The sequence below is a fragment of the Streptomyces sp. NPDC102467 genome (assembly GCF_044765445.1).
Classification (GTDB): domain Bacteria; phylum Actinomycetota; class Actinomycetes; order Streptomycetales; family Streptomycetaceae; genus Streptomyces.
In genome coordinates this window covers 79,300-93,781 of record NZ_JBIWKA010000007.1, presented here as the reverse complement: position 1 = coordinate 93,781, position 14,482 = coordinate 79,300, and the positions used below count along the sequence as shown (strand labels likewise).

Sequence of the window (14,482 nt, the reverse complement as noted above, 5' to 3'; positions counted from 1 at the left end):
CTCTGTCGTCGGGCGGGGGCCCACCTTTACTCGTTTTCTCAAAAACCCCCCCCCCCGCCCCCCCCCCCCCCCCCGCCGCGGGGGGGGGGGCGCGCCCCCCCCCCCCCCCCCCCCCACGGCGCTTACGTACGGCGAACGACCGTTACTGGTCGCGGTACATCTCCGCCACCAGGAACGCCAGGTCCAGGGACTGGCTGCGGTTCAGCCGCGGGTCGCAGGCCGTCTCGTAGCGCTGGTGCAGGTCGTCGACGAAGATCTCGTGGCCACCGCCCACGCACTCGGTGACATCGTCACCGGTGAGCTCGACGTGGATGCCGCCCGGGTGCGTGCCGAGCTCCTTGTGGACCTCGAAGAAGCCCTTGACCTCGTCGAGCACGTCGTCGAAGCGGCGGGTCTTGTGGCCGGAGGCCGCCTCGTACGTGTTGCCGTGCATCGGGTCGGTGATCCAGGCGACGGTCGCGCCGGAAGCGGTGACCTTCTCGACCAGCTCGGGCAGCTTGTCGCGGACCTTGTCGGCGCCCATGCGGACGATGAAGGTCAGCCGGCCCGGCTCGCGGTCCGGGTCGAGACGCTCGATGTACTGCAGCGCCTCCTCGGCCGTCGTCGTCGGGCCGAGCTTGATGCCGATCGGGTTGCGGATCTTCGAGGCGAACTCGATGTGCGCGCCGTCGAGCTGACGGGTGCGCTCGCCGATCCAGACCATGTGGCCCGAGACGTCGTACAGGTTGCCGGTACGCGAGTCGACGCGGGTCAGCGCCGACTCGTAGTCGAGCAGCAGTGCCTCGTGCGAGGCGTAGAACTCGACCGTCTGGAACTCGGCCGGGTCGGTGCCGCAGGCCCGCATGAAGTTCAGCGCGTTGTCGATCTCGCGGGCGAGCTGCTCGTAGCGCTGGCCGGACGGGGACGACTTCACGAAGTCCTGGTTCCAGGCGTGCACCTGGCGCAGGTCGGCGTAGCCGCCGGTGGTGAAGGCGCGCACCAGGTTGAGCGTCGAGGCGGACGCGTTGTACATCCGCTTCAGACGCTCGGGGTCCGGGATGCGGGCGGCCTCGGTGAACTCGAACCCGTTGACGGAGTCGCCGCGGTAGGTCGGCAGCGTCAGGCCGTCGCGGGTCTCGGTCGGCTTGGAGCGCGGCTTGGAGTACTGACCGGCGATCCGGCCGATCTTCACGACCGGCACCGAGGCGGCGTACGTGAGTACGGCGCCCATCTGGAGCAGGGTCTTCAGCTTGTTCCGGATCTGATCCGCCGAGACGGCGTCGAAGGCCTCGGCGCAGTCGCCGCCCTGGAGCAGGAACGCCTCTCCCTTGGCGACGGCCGCCAGTCGGGCGCGCAGCTGGTCGCACTCGCCCGCGAAGACGAGCGGCGGATACGACTCGAGGTCCGCGATCACATCGCGCAGAGCCTCGGCATCGGGGTACTCGGGCTGCTGCGCCGCGGGCAGGTCTCGCCAGGTGTTGCCAGCGCTGGCGCTGGTCTTAGCGTTCACGGTCACCTCGACAACATTACGGGTTCGGATCGGGCGTCCATCCCTCCGCTCATCTTTTGAGACGGATCGGAACGGATGAGAGGCGCACGCCACACCTGAGCCCGGCGTCGGGTACGGTGACGCCCATGCTCGCGCAGTTTCTGACCCGCACCTGGTGGTGGACCGCACATCCGGCGGCCCACTGACTGCGCGTATCCAGACTTCGCGAAGGCCGCCCGAGGGGCGGCCTTCAGTGTTTTCGGGACCGGGCCGTTCCTCTCCGACTGAACTGAAAGATCCATGGGATCTCAGGAAGAGGAACCGACCATGCAGCTCTCGGCCCTACTCGCCGACGACCGCCCCTTCGCCCTGCTGCGCCGCCGCGCGCCCGGCCACGATCACGACACCGTCGAGGTCCTGATCGGCCCGGTCGGCACGTACGAACGGCTCGCGGACATTCCGGAGGGCCTGGCTCTCGTCCCGTTCCGGCAGATCAGGGAGCGCGGCTTCGACGTCCGCGACGACGGCACCCCTCTCGCGGTCCTCACGCCCGAGGAGTCGTACGAGATCCCGCTCGACGAGGCGCTGGAGCAGCTCCCCCGGCATGACGTCCGCGTCGAGGACGGCGGTTTCGATGTCGACGACGAGGCGTACGCCGGCATCGTCGGCCGCGTCCTGCGCGAGGAGATCGGGCAGGGCGAGGGCGCGAACTTCGTGATCCGCAGGACGTACGAGGGTGAGATCCCGGGGTTCTCCCGGCGTGACGCGCTCGCGCTGTTCCGGCGGCTGCTCGACGGTGAGCGGGGCGCGTACTGGACCTTCGTCGTGCACACGGGGGACCAGAAAGGGACTGAAAGGACTTCCTTGGAAGGGCGGCGGCGGGAGACGGGTGGGCGGACGCTGGTCGGCGCCAGCCCCGAGGTGCACGTGCGGATGTCCGGCGGCACCGTCGTCATGAACCCGATCAGCGGGACGTACCGCTATCCCGCCGCCGGGCCGACCCCCGACGACCTGCTGGGCTTCCTCGCCGACGGCAAGGAGATCGAGGAGCTGTCGATGGTCGTCGACGAGGAGCTCAAGATGATGTGCACCGTCGGCGACAGGGGCGGGGTCGTCATCGGTCCGCGGCTGAAGGAAATGGCTCATCTCGCGCACACCGAATACGAGTTGAGGGGGAAGTCGACCCTCGACGTGCGCGAGGTGCTGAAGGAGACGATGTTCGCGGCGACCGTCACCGGCTCGCCGGTCCAGAACGCCTGCCGGGTCATCGAGCGCCACGAAGTGGGCGGCCGCGGGTACTACGCCGGTGCCCTCGCGCTCGTCGGCCGGGACTCGGGCGGCGCGCAGACCCTGGACTCCCCCATCCTCATCAGGACCGCCGACATCGACGCGGCCGGGCGCCTGCGGGTGCCGGTCGGCGCGACCCTGGTCCGCGGTTCCGACCCGGCGGGTGAGGTCGCCGAGACGCACGCGAAGGCCGCCGGGGTGCTGGCCGCCCTCGGGGTGCGCCCCGGGCGCCCGCGCGAGGAGAGCACGCGGCCCGCGCTGGCCGACGATCCGCGGGTGCGGGCGGCCCTCGACGGGCGCCGGGCGGCCCTCGCCCCGTTCTGGCTGCGGATGCAGGACCACGACCAGCACGTGGGCGGGCTGAGCGGGCACGCGCTCGTCGTCGACGGCGAGGACACCTTCACCGCGATGCTGGCGCACGTGCTGCGTTCGTCGGGGCTCGACGTGTCGGTGCGGCGCTACGACGAGAAGGGGCTGCGGGAGGCCGTGCTCGCGCACGAGGGTCCTCTCGTGCTCGGGCCGGGCCCCGGCGACCCGTCCGACCTCACCGATCCGAAGATGCGGTTCCTGCGGTCACTGACGGCCCAAGTGATCGGCACGCATGCGTACGGCGTGCTCGGGGTCTGCCTCGGGCACGAGCTGATCGCGGCCGAGCTGGGCCTGGAGATCGTCCGCAAGGACGTGCCGTACCAGGGCGCGCAGGCCGATATCGAGCTGTTCGGGCGGCCCGAGACCGTCGGGTTCTACAACAGCTTCGTGGCCCGCTGCGACGACGACGCCGCGCTGGAACTGGCCGCGCACGACGTCGAGGTCAGCCGGGACGCGACCCACGGTGAGGTGCACGCCGTACGCGGTCCTGGCTTCGCCGGGGTGCAGTTCCACCCGGAGTCGGTGCTGTCGCTGCGCGGCGCCGGGATCGTACGGGAGCTGCTGGGTCAGCTGTCGGCCGGTGCTTCCGCCGGGACCAGCACGTTCTCGGAGCGGCGGCCGGCCCGGTAGTCCAGGACGTTCTGCACCGTGGTGTCGATGATCTGGCCGACCGCGTCCACGGTGTAGTACGCCTGGTGCGAGGTGACCAGGACGTTCGGGAACGTGACGAGGCGGGCCAGGGTGTCGTCGTCGACGATCTCCAGGGATTTGTCGAGGAAGAACAGGCCCGCCTCTGCCTCGTACACATCGAGGCCGACGCCCGTGAAGCGGCCCTCGCGCAGCTCGGCCACGAGGGCCTTGGTGTCGACGAGGCCGCCGCGGCTGGAGTTGACGAGGATGACGTCGTCCTTCATCGCGCGCAGGGCGGCGGCGTCGACGATGTGCTCGGTGGACGGCAGCAGCGGGACGTGCAGGCTGATCAGATCGGCTTCGGCGAAGAGCCGCTCCTTGTCGACGTACTTCATGCCGAGGGCCGTGCACTCCGGGTTCTCGGCGACGTCCCAGCCGAGCAGGTTCATGCCGAAGCCGTGCGCGATGCGGGTGAAGGCCTCGCCGATCTTGCCGGTGCCGAGGACGCCGACGGTGCGGCCGCGCAGGTCACGGCCGAGCAGTCCGTCGAGGCGGAAGTCGAAGTCGCGGGTGCGGTTGCTGGCCCGGACGATGCGCCGGTTGACGGCCATCGCGAGGGTCCAGGCGAACTCGGCGACCGAGTAGGGCGAGTAGTACGAGACCCGCGCGACCGTGAGCCCGAGGCGCTCGGCGACCTCCAGGTCGATGTTGTTGAAGCCGGTGGAGCGCTGGGCGATCAGCTGCGTGCCGCCGGCCGCGAGGCTCTGCAGCACACGGTTGTTCAGGGTCGCGTTGACGCTGGTGGAGATGATCTCGTAGCCGGCCGCGATGGGGGCGGTGTCCTCGTTGAGGAAGACGTCCAGGCAGCGGACGTCGTGGTGGCCCTCGAAGGCCTTCTCGATGAGGGGCTTCTCGTCGGATTGCACGCCGAACGCGAGGATCTCCATGGCGCGAGTGTATGTAGGGCCCCTTGGGACGGCACCCCGAACCAGGGCGCCGCCCCTGCGTCGGCGCTTACCCGAAGAAGACCCCCACCTCCTCGTACAGGGCGGGATCGACCGTCTTCAGGCGGGCCGTCGCGTCCGCGATGGGTACGCGGACGATGTCCGTGCCCTGCAGCGCGACCATCTTGCCGAAGTCCCCGTCGCGTACCGCCTCGATCGCGTGCAGGCCGAAGCGGGTGGCGAGCCAGCGGTCGAAGGCCGACGGAGTGCCGCCGCGCTGGACGTGGCCGAGGACCGTGGTGCGGGCCTCTTTGCCGGTGCGCTTCTCGATCTGTTTCGCGAGCCATTCGCCGACGCCCGAGAGGCGGACGTGCCCGAAGGAGTCCAGCGACTCGTCCTTGAGGACCAGGTCGCCGTCGCGGGGCATCGCGCCCTCCGCGACCACGACGATCGGCGCGTACGACGACGTGAAGCGGGAGGTGACCCAGGCGCAGACCTGCTCGATGTCGAAGCGCTGCTCGGGGATGAGGATGACGTTGGCGCCGCCGGCCAGGCCCGAGTGCAGGGCGATCCAGCCCGCGTGCCGGCCCATGACCTCGACGACCAGGACGCGCATGTGGGACTCGGCGGTGGTGTGCAGGCGGTCGATCGCCTCGGTCGCGATGCCGACGGCCGTGTTGAAGCCGAAGGTGTAGTCGGTGGCGGAGAGGTCGTTGTCGATGGTCTTCGGTACGCCGACGACGTTGATGCCGTAGTCGTCGGCAAGGCGGGCGGCGACGCCCAGGGTGTCCTCGCCGCCGATCACGATGAGGGCCTCGACCTCCTCGTCGGCGAGGTTCTCCTTGACGCGGCGGATGCCGTTCTCCACCTGGAGGGGGTTGGTGCGCGAGGAGCCGAGGATGGTGCCGCCGCGGGGCAGGATGCCGCGCACCGCGGGGATGTCGAGCCGGACGCTGTCGTTTTCGAGAGGACCGCGCCAGCCGTCCCGGAAGCCGACGAATTCGTAGCCGTACTCCTGCACGCCCTTGCGGACGATGGCCCGGATGACGGCGTTGAGCCCGGGGCAGTCGCCGCCTCCGGTCAGTACTCCGATTTTTCTGGCTCGCATGGAAGAGTCCCTTCGCCGCTGAAGTGAACCGTTCACGGGCCACGCTAATGGTGATCCAGGTCACTACTGGAGGGGGCGAATGGTCAATTCCTGGGCGGGATAAGCAAGTTGTCCGGCGAGCGCCCGTCCGCCGGCGCCGCGTCAGGCGTCGTCGAGGCCCCGTTCGATCGCGTACCGCACGAGCTCCACACGGTTGTGGAGCTGGAGCTTTCCGAGGGTGTTCTGCACATGGTTCTGCACCGTGCGGTGGGAGATGACCAGGCGCTCGGCGATCTGCTTGTAGCTCAGTCCCTTGGCGACAAGTCGCAGCACCTCGGTCTCCCGGTCGGTGAGCTGGGGCGCCTTCGGCTCGCCGGTGTCGGCCGCCGGGGCGGGCTCGGAGGCGAGGCGCCGGTACTCGCCGAGGACGAGACCGGCGAGGCCCGGCGTGAACACCGGGTCGCCGACGGCCGTACGGCGCACCGCGTCGATCAGTTCCTCGGTGGACGCGGACTTCAGCAGGTAGCCGGTGGCGCCGGACTTGACCGCCTCCAGCACGTCGGCGTGCTCGCCGCTCGCCGAGAGGACCAGGACCCGCAACGCCGGGTCGGCGCCGACGAGTTCCTTGCAGACCTGGACGCCGGGCTTGGCCGGCAGGTTCAGGTCGAGGACGAGGACGGCGGGGGCCGCGGCCCGCGCGCGGCGCACCGCCTGCTCGCCGTCGCCCGCCGTGGCGACGACGTCGAAACCGGCCGCGGCCAGGTCGCGGGCGACGGCGTCGCGCCACATCGGGTGGTCGTCGACCACCATGACCTTGATCGCGGCCCGTCCGCCGTCGGTCTCCTGCGCGCTCTCGCTCATCGTTCTGGTCCTGCCTTCCCCCGTGACGTCCATGCGGTCACTTCTCGCGGTCACTTCTTCGTGCGGTCACTTCTCGTGCGGTCACTTCTTCTTGGGTACGTGGAGTTCGACCTCGGTGCCCTGGCCGGGTACCGAGACCAGCTCGGCGGTGCCGCCGATGTCGCGCAGCCGGCCCCGGATGGACAGGGCGACGCCGAGCCGGCCCTCGCCCTCGGCCTGGGCGAGGCGGCCCTCCGGGATGCCGGGCCCGTCGTCCCGTACGGTCACGATCACCGCGTCCGGTTCGTCCTCGACCAGGATCCAGGCGTGCGCGCCCTCCCCCGCGTGGCGCCGCACGTTGTCCAGGGCGGCGCTGACAGCGGCGGCCAGTTCGCGGGCGGCGTCGGGCCGCATCAGGACCGGGGCGCCCGGCTCGGAGAAGGTGACCCGCGCGCTCGCGTGCCCGGCGAGCAGGGGCCGCAGATCGCGGGGTGCCGTGTCAGCCGGGTCGTCCGTATCGGCCATATCGGCCGGGTACCCGGCACGGTCCGGTTCGTCGACGGCGCGGACGACGGCGCCCTGCGCGGCGTCCTCCGAGGCGCGGGACGTCGGCATCAGGCCCCCGGCGACCAGGGTGCGCAGCGCGACCTCCTGCTCGCCCGCCATCCGGCCGATCTCGGCGGCCTCGCCGCCCAGGGCGTTGCCGCGCCGCTGCACCATGGCGAGGACCTGGAGGACGTTGTCATGGATGTCGCGGGCCAGGCGCTCCCGCTCCCGGGTGGCGGCCTCGATCTCCAGGGCGCGGGCGAGAGTGCGCTCGGAGGCGCGGGCCACCTCGACCACGTAGCCGATGGCGATGGAGGCGATGCAGACCAGCAGCACGTTGTGCAGAGTGCTGCGGCTCAGGCCGCCGCGCTGGATCACGTTGGCGGCGCCGACGAGCAGGGACGCGGAGGCCGCCCAGCGCCAGCCGCCCTTGAGCGCCCAGGCGAGGACCGCGCCCGCCGTCCATATCGACGGCAGCGTCGAGCCGCCGGTGACCGCGCGCTCGTGGCCCGCGACCGGTGACAGCAGAATGCCGGCGACCGCGATCGTCAGGTCGGCGGTGAGGAACCGCTTCGTGCAGCGCCGGGCGCCCGACACCTGCGGCAGCGTCGCCACGGTCCAGGCGCCCATGACGGCGAAGTAGGCGACGGCGACCCAGGGACGCTCGTACACCTCGTACGCGGAGGCGAAGAGCCCGATGGCGTACACCATGGTGAGCAGGCGGTAGCCCGTCAGGGCTCGCCACAGCGGCTGCTCGACCGACATCCGTACGACCCGCTCGCGTTTGACCGTGCTCCCCATGTCCCCCGCCCCCCGGCGCCCTGGGGCGAGGCGGCTAGGCGCCGCCCCGCTCCTTCTGCGCTTCTCTCCCGGCCTGCTCTGCCTTCGCGGCCTTCTCCAGTTCGGCCTTCGCGGCCTTCTCTGTCTTCGCCGCGTCGGCGATCTGCCGCTTGGCCGCCGTCGCGTACACGTCGACGTACTCCTGGCCGGAAAGCTTCATGATTTCGTACATGACCTCGTCGGTCACCGCCCGCAGCACGAACCGGTCGTTCTCCATGCCCTGGTAGCGGCTGAAGTCGAGCGGCTTGCCGATGCGGATGCCGGGGCGCATGAACTTCGGCATCACCTTGCCAGGCGGCTGGATCTTCTCCGTGTCGATCATGGCGACCGGGATGACGGGCGCGCCGGTGGCCAGCGCCACGCGGGCCAGACCGCCGGGCTTGCCGCGGTACAGCCGCCCGTCGGGCGAGCGCGTGCCCTCGGGGTAGATACCGAACAGCTCGCCGCGCTCCAGGACCTCGATGCCGCTCTTGATGGCGGCCTCACCGGCGCCGCGCGAACCGGAACGGTCCACGGGGAGCTGGCCGACGCCCTTGAAGAAGGCGGCCGTCAGCTTGCCCTTCACGCCGGGCGTCGTGAAGTACTCGGCCTTCGCGATGAAGGTGACCTTGCGGTCGAGGACGGCGGGCAGGAAGAACGAGTCGGAGAAGGAGAGGTGGTTGCTGGCCAGGATCGCGGCCCCCTCGTCGGGGATGTTCTCCATGCCTTCCACCCACGGCCTGAAGCCGAGCTTCAGCGGCCCCCCGATGGCCACCTTCATTGCGCCGTAGATCAACCCACTGCCTTCCATAGTCCGGATCAGACCTTAACCCGCGGGGCCGCTCAGGGGCCCGACGACCCTGGTCGGTGTCAGCCCGGTCGCGTACGGTGAAGTTCACGTCCCGCTGCTCCCGCTGCTTCCCTCCTGCTTCCCCGTCCAGTAGCCCCTTTCACGAACTGGAGACCGAAGGTGCCGGTCCTTCCTGGAGCCGAGCCGTACCGCCACGAAGGCGGCGAGGTCGGCGTCCTCCTCTGTCACGGCTTCACCGGATCACCTCAGTCGATGCGGCCCTGGGCGGAGTATCTGGCCGGGCGCGGGCTGACCGTCTCCCTCCCGCTGCTGCCCGGACACGGCACCCGTTGGGAGGACATGGCGGTCACCGGATGGCAGGACTGGTACGCCGAAGTGGACCGCGCCCTGCGCGACCTCACGGAGCGCTGCTCGCAGGTGTTCGTCGCGGGCCTGTCGATGGGCGGCGCGCTCGCGTTGCGCCTGGCGGCCCGGCACGGCGACGAGGTGGCGGGGCTCGTCCTGGTGAACCCGGGGAACAAAGTGCACGGCCTCGCCGCACATGCCCTCCCGGTCGCGCGGCACTTCGTCCGTACGGTCAAGGGCATCGCCAGTGACATCGCCAAGGAGGGCTCGGAGGAGATCGGCTACGGCCGGGTGCCGCTGCACTCCGCGCATCAACTGCGCACGTTCTTCCGGCTCGTGGACCGTGAACTGCCGCAGGTGACCCAGCCGGTGATGGTGCTGCACAGCACCCAGGACCACGTGGTGCCGCCCGCCGACTCGGTCCGCGTGCTGAGCCGGATCTCCTCCACGGACGTCACGGAGATCCTGCTGGAACAGAGCTACCACGTCGCGACGTTGGACCATGACGCGGACCGGATCTTCGAGGAGAGCCATGCGTTCATCGACCGGCTCGCTCCCAGTGTCGGCAAGACCCCCGGCGAGGGCGTGACAAGCCCCGTCGAGGGCGCGGAAGGGACGGCCAGCGGTGGCTGAGCAGGATCGGCGGGAGCCCGAGAGCCCCGACAGCCCGGACGGCGGCGAGGGCCGGGAGCCCGAGGTGACCGGTGCGGACGCGGCTGCCGGTGCCGGGCAGCCGCCGCGGGACGCGGAGGAGCCGGGCGCGGCGTTCCCGGTCGACGAGGACGCCGTGTGGGCGCAGATCGTCGCCGGGTACGGGGAGGAGCCGCCGGACCCGCCCGGCGCGAAGCCGTTCAAGTCGGTGGAGGATCTGGCACTCCTGGACCCGGAGACCAATACGACGCCGTCCCGCAACCCTGACGAGTCGGCCGATTCGGCGGGGCCGGACGAGCCGGACAAGCGCCCGAAGAAGGACGGCAAGGGCCCGCTCGGCTCGTCGGTCTCCTTCGCCCCCGGCGTCGGCGCCACCCCCGGCCCCCGTGACCACACGGCACCCGAGCCGGCCGAGAGCGACTTCGACGAGGACGACGAGGGCCACTTCGTGCCGCCGGAGCCGCCGCCGCTGCCGGAGACGGACGTGACGGCCAGGTTCGCGTGGCTGGCCGTCATCGGCGGTCCGGTGCTGCTGCTCCTCTCCGTGCTGCTCGGCTGGTCGATGACGTGGTGGCTGGCGACGGTCTGCGTCGGCGGTTTCCTGGGCGGCTTCGCCACGCTGGTCGCGCGGATGCAGTCGGGCGACGACGAGGACGACGACCCGGGGCGCGGGGCCGTGGTCTGACGACGGCGTCTTTCAGACGGCGGGAATCCTGAGGGCGGCCAGGACCGGCAGATGGTCCGTGGCCGCCCTCAGGTCGTTCGCGGGAAGGTCCGGCGGGACGCCGCAGCCGAGGATCTCGATGCCCTTGGTGGCGAGGATCGCGTCGATACGCTGATGGGGATCGGCCGGGGTCGAGGTGTATTCGCTGCCCCAGGGGCGGGCCGCCCAGGCGTCGTTCAGGGTGGCGGCCAGTCGGCGGAAGGTGCGCCCGTCGGGGCGCTCGTTGAGGTCGCCGCCGACCACGACGTGCTCGACGCCCATCTCCTCGATCCGGTCGAGCAGCATCCCGCCCTGCGCGTACCGCTCGTCCTTCTGCAGGCTCAAGTGACAGCTGACGACGCCGAGCCGGGCGCCCCCGAACCGTACGACGGCGGTGGCGAAGCCGCGCCGGTGCAGGCCGGGCGTGAGCGGCAGCAGCACGTCCTCCGTCCGCTCCACCGTGGCCCGCAGCGAGCACAGCAGGGCCGGGCCCGCCGCGCTGCCGCCGCCGGAGAGGATGACCAGGTTCGCGGCGCGGGCGAGCCGGGCGAGTTTCTTGCGCCAGCGGAAGAAGCGCGGTGCCTCCTGGATCAGGACCAGGTCGGGGGCGCAGGCCTTCATGACGCGGGCGAGGGCGACGGGGCTGTCCCGCATCGAGCGGATGTTGTAGCTCAGGACGCGGATGACGGCCGAACCGTCGGCCTGGTTAAGGGAGTTGGGGAGGGAGCCGGAATCCATGAAGATCAAGATACGCCGATGCCCGCCGCCCCCGGGGGGAACGACGGGCACCTGGAGCGCACCGGCCTCACATCACCGGGTCGGGCTCCCGCGCCAGGTCGGCCGCGCCGACCATGCCCGCCTTGTTGCCGAGCTGGGCCGCGATGACGTCGGCCACCGGCCGCCAGTTCCCGCCGACGAGCCAGCGCTTGTACGACTTGCGGATCGGGTCGAGGACCAGCTCGCCCTCGTCCGACAGACCGCCGCCGACGATGAACGCCGAGGGGTCGAAGAGCGAGGCGAGGTCGGCCAGACCCGCGCCTGCCCAGCGGGCCAGCTCGCGGTAGGAGTCCACCGCGACCAGGTCGCCCTGACGGGCGGCCATGGAGATGTGCTTGCCCTCGATACCCTCGGGGGAGCCGTCGCCGAGCGACAGCAGGTACTCGGCGTTCTCCGGCGTCGCGTTCGCCCGCTGCTTGGCGTAGCGGACCAGGGCGCGCCCGGACGCGTACTGCTCCCAGCAGCCCTGCGAGCCGCAGCCGCACAGCAGGCCGTCCGGCACCATGCGGATGTGGCCGAACTCGGCGGCGACGCCGAAGTGGCCGCGCCGCAGCTTGTTGCCGATGATGATGCCGCCGCCGAGGCCGGTGCCGAGCGTGATGCAGATGACGTTGCGGTGGCCCTTGCCGGCCCCGAACTTGTACTCGCCCCAGGCCGCCGCGTTCGCGTCGTTCTCCACGACCACGGGCAGGCCGACGCGCTGCTCGACCTTCTCCTTCAGCGGTTCCTGACGCCAGTCGATGTTCGGCGCGAAGTACACCGTGGACCGCTGCCGGTTGACGTAACCGGCGGCGCCGATGCCGACGCCCACGATCTCGTGCCCGGCCCTGGCACCTTCCACGGCCGAGGCGATCGCGTCCACGATCCCGTCAGACGTGGAAGGAGTCGGCACCTTGAACGTGGAGAGGATTTTGCCCTCCTCGTCCACCACGCCGGCCGCGATCTTCGTGCCGCCGATATCGACGCCGATGGTGAGTCCCATGAATCCCTCAGTTCGGTCGAGCCCCGCTAGCGCCCACCGTACCCGAGCGGGCTTCAGTCCAGGTCGATGTGTTCCCCGTCGGGGCCTTCGTCCGTGGGGGGTTTGGGCTCATGGGAGCGCTGAGTCCAGCGGCGCTCCTGGGTCTCGACGGCGGACCGGTAGGCGGCGAGCAGTTCGGAGCCCGCGGCGGCCAGGTGGTCGAAGACGTCGGAGTTGCGCTCGATGACCGGTTCGACGACGGACCTGGCCTGGCGGACGGCCTGCTTGACGACCTGCTCGGCGGTGCCCTGCGCGACGGCGCCCAGGAACGGGGCCTGCGACCCGGACAGCCCGGAGAGCTTGTCGGCGACCGCGTCGACGAGCTTGCGCAGCTCCTCGGCGGCCGAGCCGGGCGGCGGCCCGTACTCGGCCCGGCGGCGGGCCTTCTCCGACGCGAGATCCTCGGCGCAGGCCTGCTCCCAGGCGTCGGCGTCGACCTGAGGTGCGGGCTGCTCGGTGGCGTCGCTCATGGCGGCTGACTCCTGCGGAGAGCTGAAAAGATGCTGAAGCGCTGACCCCTTCGACGTTACCCGAACGGGTGCGGGCCCTTCACCGGGTCTGCGGCCACAGATCCGGGTCGGGCGCGAACCGCACGCGCAGTTCGCCGTCGGCGAGCCCGGCTCCGGCCACGGTGCAGCGGCGGGGCGCGGCGGGCAGCGGGACGACGCGGCGGAAGGGGCCCGCGCCGATCACGATCTCGTCGCCCCGCCGGATCAGCGTGAGTTCCTCGCGCACGGCGCCGGGCAGCGGGATCCGCCAGACCAGTACGCCGTCGTCGGCGAGGTGGTCCTCGACGGGCCAGGGGGTGCGGGGCGATGGCGCGCCGGGCAGCGGCACGTCGAGGTCGGCGAGGTCGGCGCCCCGCGGTTCACGGCCGAGGTGGGGTATCTCGTACGCGCCCTGCCACTGGGCGGCGACCTTGCGCTGCCGCGCCGCGGCGTCGGCCAGCCACGGGTCGGTGGACCCGTCGGGCAGCACCCGGTTGGCGATCAGCGCCTCGGTGCGCAGGCCGTGCAGGGCGAGCCCGGCGCCGGTGGTGCGCAGGGTCTCGGCGGCGGCCCGGCTGGGCTCGGCGACGAGGCGTACGAGGGTGGTGTCGGCGTCGATCACGGCCTGGGTGGCGGCGAGTTCGGCGTCCCAGCGGGCCGCGCTCTCGTACAGCCACTCGGCGGGCATCGGCACGCCCGCGAGCCGGCCGAGGACGGGGCGCAGGGCGCGGGCCGCCTGGCGTTCGGCGGGCAGCAGGCGGCGCAGGTAGCGGCGCAGCTGCTCGGGCAGGGCGAGGACGGCGACGGCCCGCGGTGCGGGCGGCAGATCGACGACGACCAGGTCGTGGGGGCCTTCGGCGCTGTCCCGCAGGGCGCGCAGCAGGGCGAACTCGTCGCTGCCGGGCAGCGGGGTGAGCTCGTCGGCGTCGAGCCGGGCGGCTCCGAGCAGGTCGAGTGCGGAGCCGGCCCGGTCCTGCAGCGCGAGCAGACCGTCCCGGAACCCGTCGGCCGGGGCGAGCCGGGTGACGTCGACGCCGGGGAGATCATCCACCGCGCCCACCGGGTCCCCGGTGATCAGACGGGTGCGCAGCCCTTCGCGGGCGGCCTGGAGAGCGGTGGCGGCGGCAATGGTGGTCCTGCCGGAGCCACCAGGACCGGTGACGAGAAGGGTGCGCATGGTGTTCGAGGCTACTGTGCCGAGGTCACGGGGCCCCGCCCCGGACCCCCGCTCCTCAAGCGCCGGAGGGGTTCGAGGAACCCGATTCCACGCGCTTCTTCAGGCCTGCCAGTGCGCGGTCGATGATGACCTTCTCGGCCTTGCGCTTGATCATCCCGAGCATCGGGATCTTCACGTCGACGGTCAGCGAGTACGTGACCTCGGTCCCCGTGCCCGCCGGCCTCAGGACGTACGACCCGTCGAGCGAGCGCAGCATCTGGGACTTGACGAGCGTCCAGGACACCTCGTTCGCGCCCGCCCAGGTGTACTTGAGGGTCTGGTCGTCCTTGATCGCGCCGGCGTCCATGACGAGGCGGACCTGCTCGGCGCGGCCCGCGTCGTCGGTCGCGAGGACCTCGGACTCCTTCACCTCGCCCGTCCAGTCGGGGTAGCGGGCGAAGTCGGCGATCACCCCCATGACATCGGCCGGTGCCGCCTCGATCGTGATGCTCGAGCTGGTGTGTTCCGCCATCGCGGTGG

General features: G+C 71.4%; 15 protein-coding genes. 4 read left to right on the top strand and 11 right to left on the bottom strand.

The annotated features are described in order from the left end of the window. Positions 1-142: 142 nt before the first annotated feature. Complete coding sequence (locus ACIREE_RS15795; RefSeq protein WP_404151407.1) at positions 143-1,495, bottom strand: class II 3-deoxy-7-phosphoheptulonate synthase; 1,353 nt, start codon at positions 1,493-1,495, stop codon at positions 143-145. A 119-nt stretch (positions 1,496-1,614) separates the two neighbouring features. Between ACIREE_RS15795 and ACIREE_RS15790 the strand changes: the two genes are divergently transcribed. Both ACIREE_RS15790 and ACIREE_RS15785 read left to right on the top strand, forming a co-directional pair. Continuing rightward, complete coding sequence (locus ACIREE_RS15790; RefSeq protein ID WP_363194239.1) at positions 1,615-1,674, top strand: trp operon leader peptide; 60 nt, start codon at positions 1,615-1,617, stop codon at positions 1,672-1,674. Between the two features lie 121 nt (positions 1,675-1,795). Continuing rightward, positions 1,796-3,754 (top strand): anthranilate synthase family protein, encoded by a 1,959-nt coding sequence (locus ACIREE_RS15785; protein ID WP_404151405.1) that lies wholly within the window; start codon positions 1,796-1,798, stop codon positions 3,752-3,754. Here the strand turns inward: ACIREE_RS15785 and ACIREE_RS15780 are convergent. The 5 genes from ACIREE_RS15780 to ACIREE_RS15760 all read right to left on the bottom strand — a co-directional run bounded on the left by ACIREE_RS15780 (position 3,691) and on the right by ACIREE_RS15760 (position 8,786). Further along, positions 3,691-4,701: a 2-hydroxyacid dehydrogenase gene (locus ACIREE_RS15780; protein ID WP_404151403.1), complete on the bottom strand. Its 1,011-nt coding sequence runs from the start codon at positions 4,699-4,701 to the stop codon at positions 3,691-3,693. The genes ACIREE_RS15785 and ACIREE_RS15780 overlap by 64 nt on opposite strands. 67 nt (positions 4,702-4,768) lie before the next feature. Then, on the bottom strand, positions 4,769-5,806 hold the full coding sequence (locus ACIREE_RS15775) for a 6-phosphofructokinase (protein WP_404151402.1): 1,038 nt from the start codon (positions 5,804-5,806) through the stop codon (positions 4,769-4,771). Between the two features lie 141 nt (positions 5,807-5,947). After that, entirely contained in the window at positions 5,948-6,595 is a 648-nt protein-coding gene (locus tag ACIREE_RS15770; RefSeq protein WP_404152292.1) for a response regulator, read from the bottom strand. 132 nt (positions 6,596-6,727) lie between these two features. Beyond that, positions 6,728-7,972: a MacS family sensor histidine kinase gene (gene macS / locus ACIREE_RS15765; RefSeq protein WP_404151400.1), complete on the bottom strand. Its 1,245-nt coding sequence runs from the start codon at positions 7,970-7,972 to the stop codon at positions 6,728-6,730. 34 nt (positions 7,973-8,006) lie between these two features. Further along, complete coding sequence (locus tag ACIREE_RS15760) at positions 8,007-8,786, bottom strand: lysophospholipid acyltransferase family protein (protein WP_404151398.1); 780 nt, start codon at positions 8,784-8,786, stop codon at positions 8,007-8,009. 174 nt (positions 8,787-8,960) lie between these two features. On the opposite strand from ACIREE_RS15760, the gene ACIREE_RS15755 reads away from it, so the two are divergent. Together ACIREE_RS15755 and ACIREE_RS15750 are read left to right on the top strand one after the other, a co-directional pair. After that, on the top strand, positions 8,961-9,779 hold the full coding sequence (locus ACIREE_RS15755; RefSeq protein ID WP_404151396.1) for an alpha/beta hydrolase: 819 nt from the start codon (positions 8,961-8,963) through the stop codon (positions 9,777-9,779). Next, positions 9,772-10,482: a hypothetical protein gene (locus ACIREE_RS15750; RefSeq protein ID WP_404151394.1), complete on the top strand. Its 711-nt coding sequence runs from the start codon at positions 9,772-9,774 to the stop codon at positions 10,480-10,482. Before ACIREE_RS15755 ends, ACIREE_RS15750 begins: the two co-directional genes overlap by 8 nt. Before the next feature lie 12 nt (positions 10,483-10,494). On the opposite strand, the gene ACIREE_RS15745 is transcribed toward ACIREE_RS15750, so the two are convergent. From ACIREE_RS15745 to ACIREE_RS15725, 5 genes are all read right to left on the bottom strand, one after another. After that, entirely contained in the window at positions 10,495-11,238 is a 744-nt protein-coding gene (locus tag ACIREE_RS15745) for an endonuclease/exonuclease/phosphatase family protein (protein WP_404151392.1), read from the bottom strand. Positions 11,239-11,305: 67 nt separating this feature from the next. Beyond that, on the bottom strand, positions 11,306-12,259 hold the full coding sequence (locus ACIREE_RS15740) for an ROK family glucokinase (RefSeq protein WP_404151390.1): 954 nt from the start codon (positions 12,257-12,259) through the stop codon (positions 11,306-11,308). A 53-nt stretch (positions 12,260-12,312) separates the two neighbouring features. After that, positions 12,313-12,768 carry a DUF5304 domain-containing protein gene (locus ACIREE_RS15735; protein WP_404151388.1) on the bottom strand — a complete coding sequence of 152 codons (456 nt, stop codon included), beginning with the start codon at positions 12,766-12,768 and terminating at the stop codon, positions 12,313-12,315. A 79-nt stretch (positions 12,769-12,847) separates the two neighbouring features. After that, the gene (locus ACIREE_RS15730; RefSeq protein ID WP_404151386.1) at positions 12,848-13,963 is read right to left on the bottom strand and encodes an ArsA family ATPase; all 1,116 of its coding nucleotides are present in this window, start codon (positions 13,961-13,963) and stop codon (positions 12,848-12,850) included. A 55-nt stretch (positions 13,964-14,018) separates the two neighbouring features. Beyond that, on the bottom strand, positions 14,019-14,474 hold the full coding sequence (locus ACIREE_RS15725; protein ID WP_404151384.1) for an SRPBCC family protein: 456 nt from the start codon (positions 14,472-14,474) through the stop codon (positions 14,019-14,021). Between the last annotated feature and the right edge of the window lie 8 nt (positions 14,475-14,482).

Bases quoted from the DNA above. Each gene is read 5' to 3' on its own strand.
- ACIREE_RS15785 (WP_404151405.1), top strand. From the start codon at position 1,796: ATGCAGCTCTCGGCCCTACTCGCCGACGACCGCCCCTTCGCCCTGCTG.
- ACIREE_RS15780 (WP_404151403.1), bottom strand. From the start codon at position 4,701: ATGGAGATCCTCGCGTTCGGCGTGCAATCCGACGAGAAGCCCCTCATC.
- ACIREE_RS15775 (WP_404151402.1), bottom strand. From the start codon at position 5,806: ATGCGAGCCAGAAAAATCGGAGTACTGACCGGAGGCGGCGACTGCCCC.
- ACIREE_RS15770 (WP_404152292.1), bottom strand. From the start codon at position 6,595: ATGGTGGTCGACGACCACCCGATGTGGCGCGACGCCGTCGCCCGCGAC.
- macS (WP_404151400.1), bottom strand. From the start codon at position 7,972: ATGGGGAGCACGGTCAAACGCGAGCGGGTCGTACGGATGTCGGTCGAG.
- ACIREE_RS15745 (WP_404151392.1), bottom strand. From the start codon at position 11,238: ATGGATTCCGGCTCCCTCCCCAACTCCCTTAACCAGGCCGACGGTTCG.
- ACIREE_RS15740 (WP_404151390.1), bottom strand. From the start codon at position 12,259: ATGGGACTCACCATCGGCGTCGATATCGGCGGCACGAAGATCGCGGCC.
- ACIREE_RS15735 (WP_404151388.1), bottom strand. From the start codon at position 12,768: ATGAGCGACGCCACCGAGCAGCCCGCACCTCAGGTCGACGCCGACGCC.
- ACIREE_RS15730 (WP_404151386.1), bottom strand. From the start codon at position 13,963: ATGCGCACCCTTCTCGTCACCGGTCCTGGTGGCTCCGGCAGGACCACC.
- ACIREE_RS15725 (WP_404151384.1), bottom strand. From the start codon at position 14,474: ATGGCGGAACACACCAGCTCGAGCATCACGATCGAGGCGGCACCGGCC.